Annotated in this window: 15 protein-coding genes; all 15 read right to left on the bottom strand. The window is 39.0% G+C overall.

Annotated elements, in window-relative coordinates:
* Window positions 1-299: 299 nt before the first annotated feature.
* Complete coding sequence (gene lysS, locus V7112_RS03975) at window positions 300-1,781, bottom strand: lysine--tRNA ligase (protein WP_335415773.1); 1,482 nt, start codon at window positions 1,779-1,781, stop codon at window positions 300-302.
* A 188-nt stretch (window positions 1,782-1,969) separates the two neighbouring features.
* Window positions 1,970-2,182 (bottom strand): helix-turn-helix domain-containing protein, encoded by a 213-nt coding sequence (locus V7112_RS03970; RefSeq protein WP_335415770.1) that lies wholly within the window; start codon window positions 2,180-2,182, stop codon window positions 1,970-1,972.
* A complete protein-coding gene (gene folK, locus V7112_RS03965) occupies window positions 2,134-2,658 on the bottom strand; it encodes a 2-amino-4-hydroxy-6-hydroxymethyldihydropteridine diphosphokinase (protein ID WP_335415767.1) in 525 nt (174 codons plus the stop codon). The genes V7112_RS03970 and folK overlap by 49 nt, the downstream gene beginning before the upstream one ends.
* The gene (folB, locus tag V7112_RS03960; RefSeq protein ID WP_335415762.1) at window positions 2,651-3,019 is read right to left on the bottom strand and encodes a dihydroneopterin aldolase; all 369 of its coding nucleotides are present in this window, start codon (window positions 3,017-3,019) and stop codon (window positions 2,651-2,653) included. The genes folK and folB overlap by 8 nt, the downstream gene beginning before the upstream one ends.
* Window positions 3,019-3,867: a dihydropteroate synthase gene (gene folP / locus V7112_RS03955; protein ID WP_335415760.1), complete on the bottom strand. Its 849-nt coding sequence runs from the start codon at window positions 3,865-3,867 to the stop codon at window positions 3,019-3,021. The genes folB and folP overlap by 1 nt, the downstream gene beginning before the upstream one ends.
* A 45-nt stretch (window positions 3,868-3,912) precedes the next feature.
* Window positions 3,913-4,509, bottom strand: coding sequence for an aminodeoxychorismate/anthranilate synthase component II (gene pabA / locus V7112_RS03950; protein WP_335415758.1), 597 nt, complete (start codon window positions 4,507-4,509; stop codon window positions 3,913-3,915).
* A 168-nt stretch (window positions 4,510-4,677) separates the two neighbouring features.
* Entirely contained in the window at window positions 4,678-5,607 is a 930-nt protein-coding gene (cysK, locus tag V7112_RS03945) for a cysteine synthase A (protein WP_335415756.1), read from the bottom strand.
* Between the two features lie 111 nt (window positions 5,608-5,718).
* Window positions 5,719-6,642 carry a peptidyl-prolyl cis-trans isomerase gene (locus V7112_RS03940; RefSeq protein ID WP_335415752.1) on the bottom strand — a complete coding sequence of 308 codons (924 nt, stop codon included), beginning with the start codon at window positions 6,640-6,642 and terminating at the stop codon, window positions 5,719-5,721.
* Window positions 6,643-6,662: 20 nt separating this feature from the next.
* Window positions 6,663-7,541 carry an Hsp33 family molecular chaperone HslO gene (gene hslO / locus V7112_RS03935; RefSeq protein WP_335415749.1) on the bottom strand — a complete coding sequence of 293 codons (879 nt, stop codon included), beginning with the start codon at window positions 7,539-7,541 and terminating at the stop codon, window positions 6,663-6,665.
* Between the two features lie 261 nt (window positions 7,542-7,802).
* Complete coding sequence (locus V7112_RS03930; RefSeq protein WP_335415747.1) at window positions 7,803-8,576, bottom strand: type III pantothenate kinase; 774 nt, start codon at window positions 8,574-8,576, stop codon at window positions 7,803-7,805.
* A gap of 329 nt (window positions 8,577-8,905) precedes the next feature.
* Window positions 8,906-10,846 carry an ATP-dependent zinc metalloprotease FtsH gene (gene ftsH / locus V7112_RS03925; protein ID WP_335415744.1) on the bottom strand — a complete coding sequence of 647 codons (1,941 nt, stop codon included), beginning with the start codon at window positions 10,844-10,846 and terminating at the stop codon, window positions 8,906-8,908.
* Window positions 10,847-10,975: 129 nt separating this feature from the next.
* Complete coding sequence (hpt, locus tag V7112_RS03920; protein WP_335415741.1) at window positions 10,976-11,515, bottom strand: hypoxanthine phosphoribosyltransferase; 540 nt, start codon at window positions 11,513-11,515, stop codon at window positions 10,976-10,978.
* Window positions 11,499-12,920: a tRNA lysidine(34) synthetase TilS gene (tilS, locus tag V7112_RS03915; protein ID WP_335415738.1), complete on the bottom strand. Its 1,422-nt coding sequence runs from the start codon at window positions 12,918-12,920 to the stop codon at window positions 11,499-11,501. The genes hpt and tilS overlap by 17 nt, the downstream gene beginning before the upstream one ends.
* Window positions 12,921-13,125: 205 nt before the next feature.
* Complete coding sequence (locus tag V7112_RS03910; protein ID WP_335415735.1) at window positions 13,126-14,154, bottom strand: protein kinase domain-containing protein; 1,029 nt, start codon at window positions 14,152-14,154, stop codon at window positions 13,126-13,128.
* Complete coding sequence (locus V7112_RS03905) at window positions 14,120-14,860, bottom strand: vWA domain-containing protein (RefSeq protein WP_335415732.1); 741 nt, start codon at window positions 14,858-14,860, stop codon at window positions 14,120-14,122. Before V7112_RS03905 ends, V7112_RS03910 begins: the two co-directional genes overlap by 35 nt.
* Window positions 14,861-14,890: the final 30 nt, after the last annotated feature.

Below are 14,890 nucleotides of genomic sequence, written 5' to 3'. Positions count from 1 at the left end.
GATTGCTCAATAATAAAAAATAAAATTAAACGTTGACGCTTGTATTGTGTTCAGTTTTCAAAGAACTTTTTATTATCGCTGCTCTCTTGAAGCAACTTTATAATAATATCATCTAACTTTTTGAAAGTCAATAACTTTTTTATTACCTTTTTATTTCGTTGCCACATCTCAGCGGCAGATATTTAATATACCACCTTGAAAGTTTTTAAGCAAGATTTTTTAAGAAAAAATTATTCTAGAAAAGTTTTTTAAGAAAAAACGCAAAAAAACAGAGTGGAAAATCCACTCTGTTTAATAGCTTATTTATGGCGCATTTGCGGGAAGAGTAATACATCTCTTATAGAAGGAGAATTCGTTAAGAGCATAACAAGTCTGTCTACTCCGATTCCTAATCCACCTGTTGGTGGTAAACCGTATTCTAATGATTCAACAAAATCTTCGTCCATCATATGAGCTTCGTCATTACCTTGCTCTCTTTCTTTGAGCTGAGCTTCGAATCTTTGACGTTGATCAATTGGGTCGTTTAATTCTGTAAATGCGTTGGCATGTTCTCGACCTACTATGAATAGCTCGAAGCGATCTGTAAATCTAGGATCTTCTGGATTCTTCTTCGCAAGTGGAGAGATTTCCACTGGATGTCCATAGATAAATGTTGGTTGAATAAGCTTGTCTTCAATTTTTTGCTCGAAGAACTCATTCACAATGTGACCGTATTGCATATTGTCATTAATTTCAACATTATGTTCTTTTGCAAGTTGCCTTGCTTCTTCTAGGCTCATTTCCTTCCAGAAATCTACCCCTACGTATTCTTTAATTGCATCTACCATGTGGAGTCGTTTCCACTCTGGGTTGAGGTCAATCTCGTTTTCACCATAAGTGATCGTTGTAGTTCCTAGTACTTCTTGAGCAATATGGGCAACAAGGTTTTCTGTAAGATTCATGATATCTTTATAGTCAGCATATGCTTCATATAATTCAATCATGGTGAATTCAGGGTTATGGCGTGTTGAAACACCTTCATTACGGAATACCCTACCAATTTCATATACCTTTTCTAATCCACCTACGATTAGGCGCTTTAGATGTAGTTCAATCGCAATACGCATATATAATTCGATATCTAACGCATTATGATGGGTAATGAATGGGCGTGCAGATGCACCGCCAGGGATAGAATGCATCATTGGTGTTTCTACTTCTAAATAGCCGTGATCATCTAAATAACGTCTCATCGCTCTGATTATTTTACTTCTTGTAATAAAGGTTTCTTTGCTTTCCGGGCTCATGATTAAATCAAGGTAACGTTGACGATAGCGCTGTTCAACGTCTTTTAATCCATGAAATTTGTCAGGTAATGGACGTAATGCTTTTGATAAAATTTCAAAAGAAGTAGCTTTAATAGAAAGCTCTCCAACCTTTGTTTTGAAGACATTACCTGATACACCGACAATATCCCCTAGATCCGCAATATTAAAAACCTCATACTGTTCTCCAACCGCATCGACACGTACATATAATTGAATTTGACCAGTTAAGTCTTGGATATGGGTAAATCCAGCTTTTCCTTTTCCGCGCTTTGTCATAATCCGACCAGCAATCGTTACATTGATTTCTTTCTCGTCCAATTGTTCTTTTGTAAATCCATCGTATAAGTCGATAAGTTCACGTGTACTATGTGTTCTTTCAAATCTTTTACCGAATGGGTCGACCCCCATTTCACGTAATGTATGTAACTTTTCTCTTCTTACAATCAATTGGTCATTTAATTCCTCATGATTCATTTTTATCAACTCCTATTTTGTTACATAAATCTATAATAAAAAGAATACTTAAAGTTTGTCCTATTCTAATATAAACGTAAAGCAGAAAAACTGCCAGTAATTAACTGGCAGTAGGCTACTTACGGGTATTATAGTGTAGGGAACATTTGATGTCAAACAACCATCTATCTGTTTAGCTACTCCGTACACTACTCTAACCCTTTTGGAGTTAGGTCCTCAAGGGGTACTTTTAGTATTTCTGCAACCTCTTTTAAAAATGTTTTACTTGGCATTCGTGTTCCCCGCTCGACTTCCCCAACAAGGGATACAGATACCCCAAGGTCTTTTGCTAGACTTTCTTGAGTATAACCTTTCAACTTTCGAAAAGCACGAATACGTCTTCCCCACTTTTCCGCTTCCATATACGCACACCTTCTCTGTCTTGTAATTCGTCTAGTAGTAAGGATATTGGTTTCGTTACTGCAGGAATTTGTAGAAACTGGTCTATTTCAGCCAATGGCACTAGGACAAAAGCTCGCTCTGTCATTCGGGGATGGGGAACGATAAGATGCTCTGTTTCAATATTTTCATGATTATAAAGCAAAATGTCCAGGTCTAGTGTTCTTGGACCCCATCTTATGTTCCTTTCTCTTCCAGACTCAATCTCAATTTTTTGTAAAACCCGCAGTAAATCAAATGGCGATAACTCAGTATCTACTTTTATAACCATATTTAAAAATAAAGCTTGATCTTCATAGCCAATCGGATCAGTTTCATAGATTGAAGAAAAACCTATAATCATCATGTTCTGGTCTTGAATCGCTTTTAAAGCAATTCGTAAATACTCTTCCCGTTCTCCTATATTCGTTCCCAATGCGATATATGCTGTATTATTCATGATGTCGATTCCTTGTGATTTCAACAGCTACTGATTGAAGTTGTCCCGGTATTGGTGGGTCTGGCTTTATAACTTTGACTGTACAGCTTGAGACTAATGAAAATTGCATTAAAATTTCCTTGGCAATTTTTTCAACTACAGCTTCTAGTAGTTTATATGGCTGCCCCTCAACGATTTCTTTACATAGATTGTAAAGCTCGCCGTAGTGAACGGAATAATCTAGATTATCGGTTTCCCCCGCTTGTTTCACATCCACTTCCACCATTAGGTCAACAAAAAAGCGTTGACCTAATTTGGCTTCTTCCGAAAACACACCATGATAGCCGTAAAATTGCATGTGGTTTACGTAGATTTTATCCATTATTTTTTCTCACCTTTTCCAACAAGGACATCCATCATTTTAGCGAGTCTTGCATTTACCTTTACATTATGAACACGGACGATATCGCAGCCTTTTTGAATACCAAGGCAGGTAGTGGCGCCTGTTGCTTCATCACGTTCTTTCGGAGGTACGTCAAAAATTTGACCGATAAAGGACTTCCGTGATGTTCCTAAGAGGACTGGATAACCTAGTTCACAAAAGCGGTCTAGTTGGCGAATTGTTTCGATATTATCATCCAAGGTTTTAGCAAAGCCTACTCCTGGGTCTAAAATAATATTTTCATCTTTAACGCCAGCCATTTTTATAATTTCTATGCTCTCTTTTAAATCGATAATCATATCATCGATAAGGTTTTTATAGTTTTTATTATCTCTATTATGCATTAGTATAATAGGGACTTCATGGGTTGCCGCAACTTCTGCCATTTTAGGGTCAGCTTTTGCACCCCAAATATCATTGATGATATGAGCTCCCGCTTCAATCGCTTGCCTAGCCACCTCTGATTTATATGTATCGATTGATATTGGTACGTGAACTTCCTTTACCAACGCTTTAATAACCGGTACGACTCTAGAAATCTCTTCTTCATCGGAGATTCTTTCATGTCCTGGTCGTGTCGATTCACCACCGACATCAATAATATCTGCACCATCATTGACCATTTGTTTGGCATGTTGAATAGCGGCCTCGAGGTCAACATAAGAGCCACCATCAGAAAAAGAATCAGGTGTGATATTTAGAATTCCCATTATCATTGTCTTTTTAGAAAAATCTAAATGATACGGACCACATGTTATCGATGGTCTTTTAATTCTGTCTTGATCCATTTCTCAATCTCCTTTTTCTCTTTACGGTAGGCCAGTCCGATCCTATTAGGATGGAACAGTTTCATTTTTACCTCTGATATATAATTTAATTACATTCTGAATTAATTGCTTTCCTGCCGTCGTCATAATGGATTCCGGATGAAATTGAACACCCTCGATTGGGTATTCCTTATGGCGGATTGCCATGATTTCGCCAGCATCTGTTTCTGCTGATATTTCAAAGCACTCTGGAAGCGTGTCTTTTTTTACAATTAACGAATGGTAACGGGTTGCGGTGAATGGCTGCCCTAACCCTGAAAAAATGGTTTTACCATCATGCTTTATTTCAGATGTTTTCCCATGCATAAGCCTTTGGGCTTTAATGACATCCCCGCCGAATGCTTGGGCAATAGATTGATGGCCAAGACAAACGCCAAAAATAGGTATCCGTCCTGCAAAATAGGAAATTGTATTTAGACTTATCCCTGCCTCATTCGGTGTACAAGGTCCAGGTGAAATCATGATTAAATCTGGGTTTAGTTCCTCAATTTCCTGAATGGTGATCTCATCATTTCTTTTAACGATGATTTCTTCACCTAATTCACCCACATATTGTACTAAATTGAATGTAAATGAGTCATAATTATCAATCATTACGATCATTCTAGCTCACCTCATACTTAAATTTTTTCAACTCTACTTCACTCAGCTCTTTGCTATCATCTCTAGATCGTCTATTTTTATATTTTACATGATTTACTGTTACGGGTACACCTCCGAATTAAAAAAGAGTCTTATCCAATAAGGATAGACTCTTTCAATCGTTAATTATTATTGCTCATCGAATTGATAAAGAACTGTACTTAAATAACGTTCACCATTGTCTGGAACAACCGCAAGTACTTTTTTGCCTTTACCTAATTTTTTCGCAACTTGAAGTGCCGCGAAAATAGCTGCACCTGAGGAAATTCCTACAAGGAATCCTTCTTCTTGGCCGGTACGGCGTGCATATTCAATTGCTTCTTCATTTTTAACTGTTAACACTTCGTCATATACTTCAGTGTTTAACACATTTGGTACAAAGTTTGCACCTATACCTTGAATTTTGTGCGGACCCGGCTTTCCACCAGAAAGAATTGCTGAGTCAGCTGGTTCAACCGCTACAATATGGATGTCCGGATACTTCTCTTTTAATACAAGACCTGCTCCAGTGATTGTTCCACCTGTTCCAATTCCAGCAACAAACGCATCTAATTGGTCACCCATTTGCTCTACAATTTCCTTACCAGTCGTTAAACGGTGAACTTCCGGGTTTGCTGGATTGTCGAATTGTTGTGGCATGAAATAACCGTGTTCTTTAACAAGCTCCTCCGCTTTGTTAACGGCGCCTCTCATTCCTTCAGCACCTGGTGTTAAAACAAGCTCAGCACCGTAAGCACGTAGAAGGTTGCGGCGTTCCATACTCATTGTATCTGGCATAACTAGGATTGCTTTTAATCCTTTAGCTGCAGCTACCATTGCTAAACCAATACCAGTGTTTCCACTTGTCGGTTCAATAATTGTGTCACCAGGCTTTAATTCACCTTTTTTCTCTGCTGCTTCAATCATTGCTAAGGCAATTCTATCCTTTACACTGCTGCCTGGGTTGAAGAACTCAAGCTTTACGTAAACATCTGCACTATCTTCATCAACTAAGTGGTTAAGTTTTACAACTGGAGTTTGACCGATTAATTCATAGATTGAATTTGCTACTTTTGTCATGATTCCACCCTCAATCCCTACTATTTTTATTGGTTTTATCTACAATTTAGCAATTCTCATACTAAAAGTCAACGAATTTACTACTAGCAAATTGTGAATTTTTTCTAAAAATCAGTTCTTATTTTCAAAGAACCACTTGACGTCAAGCTCTTTCCAGAATGGTTCTACTGAAATCGAGCCATTCATCTGGTCTATTGCAATTTGGCGCTTGATTTGGTCTTTAACATCGTCATAAGTATAGGTTACCGCGTCAATGACTTCATGGAGGATCATGACCGCAAAGCCACCTTCAACCTCGATAGGTTCACTCCATTCATTTGGCTTTAATTTAGCAGCCACATCTAGATAGCTGTCTGGCGCATATCCATTATCCGCATTTACAAACCCGAGCTCTCCACCCCGATTTGCAGAAAACTCATCCGTTGATTTTTCCATTGCAAGCGCTGTGAAGCTAGATCCATTTTCTAATTCTTCTCGTACCTGTTCAGCTGCTTCCTTTGTTTTCACTACAATATGGGAAATGTGGTATGACTTTGGAATTTCGTATAAATGCTTATTTTCTTCATAAAAATGTTTCATTTCTTCCTCAGATATAACAGCATCCTTTGTTAAGAGCTCTTCTAATAGAATGCTTAACTCAATTTGTTCTTTCCAGTGCTCATCATCAATATTCTCGTGATCAATGTTGTTATACATTGTCTTGATTAACGTCAATTCACGGTCAACAGTATCCTCTGATAAGGCGATGCTATGCTTTTTAGCCATTTGGCGAACAACTTCCTTATCAATCATTACCTCTAAAATTTGTTTCCCATATCTGTTTTCAAGCTCATGTAACCATTGTTGTCTTGTAATGGATGTTTCTCCAATTGTGGCCACTACTTCTTCTTCCCCGCTTGCAACAACAGGCTTGGTCGCCTCAATCGTCTTTTCCTCAGACTTTTCCCCTGATTGATCAGTTACAAAGTACACAACCGACAAACAGTTGATGATAACGAGAGCAACAATAATTGACCATAATACCTTTTGATTCATTTTTCCCATCTCCCATTACCTTACTTTGCTTGGTCTTTTAATTGTATTAATTCTTCTTTTGAAAAATGATATTTTTCGTTACAAAAATGGCATTGCGCCTCTGCTTTTTCGTCTTCCTCAATCATAGCCTCGATTTCTTCTGTGCCTAAGCTAACGATGGCGCTCTCGATTCGTTCCCTTGAGCACGGACAAACAAAAGAAACCGGCATTTTTTCTAGAATTTTAAGGTTTCCTTCGCCAACAACCTCGCCCAAAATATTTTCAGGTGTAAGTCCCTTTTCAATCATTTTTGAGATCGGTTCGATTTCTTGAAGTCTTTTTTCAATTTGTGTAATAGTTTCCTCGTCAGTGCCAGGCATAAGCTGAATGAGGAATCCTCCCGCAGCTAAAATGGAGTTGTCCGGATTCACCAAAACCCCTACCCCAACAGACGACGGGGTCTGTTCAGAAGTAACAAGGTAATAAGTAAAATCCTCTCCTATTTCTCCTGACACAATTGGAACCTGACCAGAGAATTGATCCCTCATCCCGATATCCTTTACAATCGATAAAGTTCCCTCTGTTCCAACTGCTCTTCTTACATCGAGTTTTCCATGTTCATTTAAATCAAAATGGGTTTGGGGGTTCGTTACATACCCTCTTACTTCCCCTTTTGCATTTGTATCAACTAGAATAATCCCGATCGGACCGCCGCCTTCAACTTTAATCGTAAGCTTAACTTCACCCTTTAGAGTTGCTCCTAGCATCACGCCTGCTGTCATCGTTCTTCCGAGTGCTGCAGACGCAGTAGGCCATGTATAATGGCGTCTTTGAGCCTCAGCGACTGTTTCTGTTGAATTAATTGCATATGCCCGAACCTGTCCATCATAAGCTAACGCCTTGATTAAATAATCACTCATTGTATTTCTCCTTTTCGTGTCATCACATTTGATGTTATTTTATCCGCAATAACTGGCAGTAAGACCCCACTTTAAGACTTTAGGGACAACCGAAAAAGTATAAGTGGGGATCAACTGCCAGTAAAGGCCCGACTTAATGAACAAAGACTAAATGCGACACATCCTGTGTCAACGTCTTTGCGCACCACATCGTGTGGGCCTCAACTAACATTCAGCGCGGGATGAAGAAAACCCCCACTGAATGATGAAGATTCACTTTATTTATTTTGTTTCCGTATTACGTTGATAAATAAGCTGCAGCCCTTTTATTGTTAAAAATGGATCAACTACATCAATCGCAGTTGATTCAGCTGCAATTAGTGCAGCTAGTCCACCTGTAGCAATGACCTTTGGATTTTCCGTGGCTTGGTTTTTGATGCGAGCGACGATACCCTCAACCTGACCAACATAGCCAAATAATATACCCGCCTGCATAGCACTTACTGTATTTCGCCCAATTATCCCTTCTGGACGAGCTATTTCAATTCTTGGCAGCTTTGCAGCTCTAGAATACAAAGCCTCGGTTGAAATTGCAATTCCAGGTGCAATCGCCCCACCCATGTATTGCTTTTTCTCATTTATGTAGCAGAATGTAGTGGCTGTACCAAAATCAACAATGATAAGTGGACTTCCATATAGATGGATTCCCGCGACAGCATTGACAATTCGGTCTGCACCCACTTCTTTTGGATTGTCATATTTAATGTTTAACCCTGTCTTAATGCCTGGTCCCACCACTAAAGGCTTAATTCCAAAATATTTTACACACATTCGTTCAAGTGCAAACATAATCGGTGGAACAACGGAGGACATAATAATACCATTTATATCCTTAAAGGTTAATCCTTCATGTGCTAATAGTGATTTTATGACGAGCCCATATTCATCCTCTGTTTTATTTCGGCTGGTTTCGATTCTCCAATGATGTTTTAAGTCATCATTTTCATATACCCCTAAAACCATATTTGTATTCCCTACATCAAAAACAAAAATCATGTGGTACCCCCTACCCTGACCCCTAATCAAATGCGCCTTGGCGTATTTGCGCCCAGATTTTTTAGGCCCACACGAGGTGGGTCACAAAGACGTTGCCACAGGAAGTGGCGTTCTTAGTCTTTGATCTTACGCTCGAAAAACTTCCTCTAAAAAATCTGTGGCATCCGCCGGAGGCAAAAACTTTAATTAACAGGGGTTAAAAGCCTTGTTAATTAAAGTTTCGCTTAATGGAAACATCATACCACACCTCGTTTTTATTATTCCACAATTAAAGAGCTTAAACGACACAAAAAAAGGTGTCTACGTTAGGTTGTAGACACCTTTTGCTGTTACTCTTCTTTATCCTTATTTTCGCCTTCCGTTACTTCCTCTTCTTTTTTAGAGTTAATCGTAACTTTTACATCATCTTTTGGTTTAACTTCATCCTCAGAAGCTACTGGACGGTCAGGTAGTTTACCTTCTTCGAACAAACTCTTAATTTGACCAGCATCTAAAGTTTCAACCTCAAGCAATGTTTCTGCGATAAGTTTAAGTTTATCTTGATTATCTGTAAGAATTTTTCTTGCTTTCTCATAGCTTTCTTTAATAAAGCGCTGAATCTCAAGATCAATTTCGTGTGCGATTGCATCACTGTAGTTTTGCTCATTGTGGATGTCACGTCCTAAGAACACTTGACCTCCCGATGCTTGACCGAATTGAAGTGGACCTAATTTTTCACTCATTCCATATTCGGTAACCATTTTACGAGCAATACCTGTAGCACGTTGGAAGTCATTGTGAGCACCAGTACTTACTTCTCCAAATGTAATTTCTTCGGCTACACGACCACCTAAGAGACCCGTGATTTTATCCAATAATTCAGGTTTTGTCATGAAGTAACGGTCTTCCTTAGGAAGCATTACGGCATAACCACCCGCTTGACCACGTGGGACAATTGTAACCTTGTGAACCATATCTGCTTCATCAAGCACCATTCCAATAACGGTATGTCCCGCTTCGTGGAAGGCCACGATATTACGTTCTTTTTTCGAAATGACACGATTCTTTTTAGCTGGACCTGCAATAACGCGGTCTGATGCTTCATCAAGATCAAGCATATCAATTTTCTTTTTATTTCGACGAGCTGCAACGAGTGCTGCTTCATTCAATAAGTTTTCTAGGTCTGCACCTGAGAATCCTGGTGTTCTTGCAGCGATCGCTTTTAAATCAACTGATTCATCAAAAGGCTTGTTACGGGAGTGAACACGTAATACTGCCTCTCTTCCTTTTACATCTGGACGGTCAACTGTAATCTGACGGTCGAAACGTCCTGGACGTAGAAGGGCTGGGTCTAGAATGTCTGGGCGGTTTGTTGCAGCAATGATGATGATTCCTTCATTTGCTCCAAATCCATCCATCTCAACAAGCAATTGGTTTAAGGTTTGTTCGCGCTCATCATGGCCGCCTCCAAGACCCGCACCACGTTGACGTCCAACTGCATCAATTTCATCTATAAAAATGATACATGGCGCATTTTTCTTTGCATTTTCAAATAGGTCACGTACACGTGAAGCACCAACCCCAACGAACATTTCAACGAAATCAGAACCACTGATGGAGAAGAATGGAACTCCAGCTTCACCAGCAGCTGCACGGGCAAGCAATGTTTTACCTGTACCAGGAGGTCCAACAAGGAGGATCCCTTTTGGAATTCTTGCACCTAGTTCAGCAAATTTTCGTGGATCCTTTAAGAAATCAACCACTTCAATAAGCTCTTGCTTTTCTTCGTCCGCACCTGCAACATCTTTAAATCTAACCTTTTTCTTTTCTTCGCTATACAACTTTGCCTTACTCTTACCAAAGTTCATAACCCTACTACCGCCACCTTGAGCTTGGTTAAGTAGGAAGAAGAATAAAATAAAGATAATAACAAATGGAATAATGGACGTAAAGAAGGTTACCCAGCCACTTGTTTCCTTTGCTTTAAGTATATCTACCTCTGCAATCTTTGCAGCCTCTGTAATCCGATCAACTTCATTTTGACTACCTATGATGTTAGTGACAAAGAATGTATCCTTATCATAGCTCTTTAACTGGCCTCTAACCTCATAGACACCTCTTTCTGGTTGGATCGTAATATTTTTTACATCTCCAGCTTCGAGATGTTGAACAAACTTGCCATATTTCATCACTTCAGGTTGGCCACCTGCTCCTTGGAAGAAGCTAACCACACCTATAATGACTAAAAATATGAGTAAATAGAATATGACGTTTCTAAAAATCCGATTCATCCCTTACCTCCTCCCGCGGTGAACAAACTATACTAAATAGTATCATAGATAATAATTGCTATTCAAATGATATACGTGTTTTCAATCAAAAGGTTTCAAAAAAGTCCAAGTTTTCCAGTAGGAAAAAAACTATTCTGAGTACACCTCAGGTTTTAACACGCCGATATACGGTAAATTGCGATATTTTTCGGCATAATCTAGACCGTAACCAACGACAAACTCATCAGGAACAATAAACCCAACATAGTCTGCGTTTATATCTGCTTTTCTTCCTGTTGGCTTATCCAAAAGTGTCACAATTTTAATGGACTTTGCTTTACGATAACGGAATAATTCAACGATGTAGCTTAATGTGAGACCACTATCGATAATATCCTCAATGACGAGAATATCTCTTCCTTCTACAGATGCATCTAAGTCCTTGATGATTTTTACTTCACCAGAAGAAACTGTTGAGTTTCCGTAGCTTGACACATCCATAAAGTCCATTTCTAAGTATGTATCTACCCTTTTTAACAGATCACCCATGAAAGGCATAGCCCCTTTTAAAATTCCAATGGCTAAAGGAAATTTATCCTTATAATCCTCTGTTAAAGTATTACCTAATTCCTTGATTTTTTGCTGAAGTTCTTCCTCACTAAATAAAACCTTCTCAATATCCTGCTTCATTCTTTTTAAAGCCCCCTAAAACTTTCGTGTATTGTAGTACGACATAGTGTGATTTTGTTTTACAAGTTGCCTCATATGATGACTTTTTTAATCCTGGAAGCCACAAAACCCTTCCTTGTTCATCCTCGACAATCGGCCAAAGGTCACGTCGCGCGCGGGATATTTTTTCATCAATGAAAATATCCTTCACTTTTTTAGAACCATTCATTCCTTTTAGTCTCATTTTATCTCCAGTTTTTCTCGTTCGGACATAAATAGGCAATTGGACGATGTCTGGGTCAATGACGAAACAATCATTTCCGACCAAGCTGTCAGGATAGTTCTTCCACACTTGACTCTTTATTTCACTACCATCTTCAAGTTTATAAAGCCCAGGTGTATCAATTTGAAATCGATAGGGGCTTAACTGTTCCTTACAGTCCGAATAAGTATATGTACAACTCGCATAAGATTTCACAATTCGTAAACCAGCAGGAAAATGCAATTCTCCAGATGGATGATTACTCGCCAAGAAGGTTAACAAATTGTCAATATGTACGGCAGAAAGAGAAGGAGGAAGTTCTTTGTAGAGATAGTTTAATATTAGTTGAATCCCTCTCCTTTGTAAAGATTTTGGCATCGCAAGAAAGGAAGGAATTTCAATCTCTATTTCGTTATCCTCATTCCTTTTCATTACTTTATTCATTTTTTCAATTGTTAATTCATCTAAAACTTCATTATCCTCTGTTATGTACTGATTAAATTGCAAAAAATGTTCATGAACAGCTGGATTTTCTTGTTTTAAAAATGGAAGAACATGATGTCTAAATCTGTTCCTTGTATAATCGTCTAGATCATTTGATGGGTCATGTCTTGGCGATAGCTTCCATTCCTTGCAATATTCTTCAATATCTACCCTTGTTACGGCTAAAAACGGGCGAATAATCGACCCACGTGAAAATGGTCGTTTCACCTGCATTCCGGCATAGCCAACTCCCTTACTACCTCGGACTAAACGCATTAAAATTGTTTCTATTTGATCGTCCCCATGATGCCCAAGTGCTAAATAATCCGCAGAATGTTTTCGCATGACTTCATTAAAAAAATCATATCTCACTTCCCTCGCGGCTACCTGGGAAGTTAAACCATGTTTCTTTTTATAGGATGTCACATCCATTTGAATTGATTCAAAAGGAATTTGGTACGTCTCACAAAATCCTTTTACATAGAGTAAATCCTCCTCTGACTCTTTCCCACGGAACATATGGTCAACATGGGCAGCAATCAAAGATGAGTCCTTCTGATAATGGAATAAATAATGCAGTAATGCAAGGGAGTCAGGACCACCGGATACCCCTACTATTATCGTTGAGCCCTTTTGAATTAATTTATTTTTTTCAATAAACCTGCTTACTTTTTCGAACATTGTCGGACCAATCCTTTATAGTATCATCAAATGCGCCTTGGCGTATTTGCCCCGATTTTTAGGCCCACAGGATGTGGGTCATAAAGACGTTGCCACAGGAAGTGGCGTTTTTAGTCTTTAATCTTACTGATCGAGAGATTTCTTTTGAAAAATCGTGGCATCTGCCGAAGGCATTAACTTTATCGTATCATTTTATAAGTTACTTTTACAGAATTTGTCCATATAGATAGAGCAAATATCCGAGTGATACAAATAGCAGTAATAACACTGTCTCAAGAACCCCGCCTTTTTGTTTTTTCGGTTTAGCTTGTCGATTTGCTCGTGATACATTAGGTCTGGCTTGGGAATGACTAGTTGCCTTTGTCTTGGCATGTGACTTCCTAGTTGTTCGTGTTTTTTGTACAGGTGCCTGATCATTTTTAACTTGGCTTAACTTTATAACCAAATCTTTACGCATTTCAGCTGCACGCTGATATTTCCCATCAATCGCAGATAAAAGCACGGTATCAAATCTTCTTAGGGAATTTGTATTTGCGATAGTAGATTTTAATTGTTTCACCGGTTGGTCTGTTCGTGTAAAACGGTTTTGATAGGCTGTATTGATGATAATCATCGCAACCGCAAATAGATCATAGGAGGCCTCCGCTTTTCTTGATCCTGCCCCCCAATAGCCCCGATCAAAGAATTCGGTAAACTCTTTTATCGCCCTTCCTTGTACAGTTGTTCCACCGACATCAATACAGCGGATTTTTGGTGGATTCCCTGCAACAAGTAGATTGTCAGGTTTTAAGTCACCAAAAACCCATCCTTCCTGATGAAGCCTATCCAAATCAGAAAGCAATTGCAAGCATAAGATACCTGTCCACTCTCTTCCCCTTTTTTCAATAAAAGACAAAAAGCTTTCTCCACGAATATATTCCATGACGTAAAAGGAGATTGGACTTGAAAATCCAGGTCTAATCCAATCATCAACATCTATAAAAGAAGGCCCAAGGGCAGAGCCTTGGACCTTAGAAAAGTGTTTTAGCACATTTACTTCCGACGTAATGGTCACGCCATTTTCACTAATTTTTAAAGCCACAGGGCCATCAATGCTTTCAGCTAAGTAGACAATACCATTAGCACCTTGTCCTAAAGGTCTTACAATGCGATATGTTTTTTTATGCCATTTTCCAGTAATGACAGTACCAGGGGAAACCTTACATACCTGACTCTTCGTAGTATTGTTCATCATCACGAGACAACAAACTCCTTAATGATCTTTTTTTCTTGAAGTAGGTAAGTGCTTCACGGATAGCCGGTCCTGTCGGTGTGATTCCGCCGGTTGTAAGCTTTGGAAAAATACTGGACAAGGATTCTAGTCTTGGCGTCCAATCTAATACTCTTTCTACTTCAACCCTTTTCCCTGGAAATACGAAAACAGAAAATTGATTGTCTCCCATTCTCGCATTTAAGCTTATTGATAGGTCAAGCAAGGCTTCTTTGACTGTTGGCAATTTATGCTTCATACTCGCACTCGTATCCACTAGAACAAGAACCTCTAAATCAACCATTTCACCAAGTTCATCGACAACCTCCATGACTTCTCCGCGTTTTTCTGGAGGAAGGTCTTCCATTGATGTCTTGCCACCCAGGATTTGCTGGAGCTCCTTATTGACAACCCCCTGAAGAGTTTGAGTCATCGCTTGTCTTGTCACCATTTGAACAGTTTGTGAGAGTTGAGTAGAATAGACAATTTGGCTTACACCTCCACCAGCAGTAGCCATCCCTTCTATTTCCTGCATTCCTTGTTCATCAATCGTATCCTGCTCCACTACACCAATGACATTAATGGTAACTCCTTGCTCTCTAGCAAGAGCCGCCATTGCAATCGGATCTTCCCCTTGGTTTGAACAACCGTCCGTAATTAATAGAATTTGCTTCAATGTGCCCTTTTGCACGTTTCATCCCCTCCAACTGATTAAAATTAG

Origin of the sequence: Bacillus sp. JJ1566 (genome assembly GCF_036962685.1) — a bacterium.
Classification (GTDB): Bacteria; Bacillota; Bacilli; order Bacillales; family Bacillaceae_L; genus Ferdinandcohnia.
Note: the sequence above shows the minus strand (reverse complement) of the source record. Positions and strands in the feature narration are given on the sequence as shown.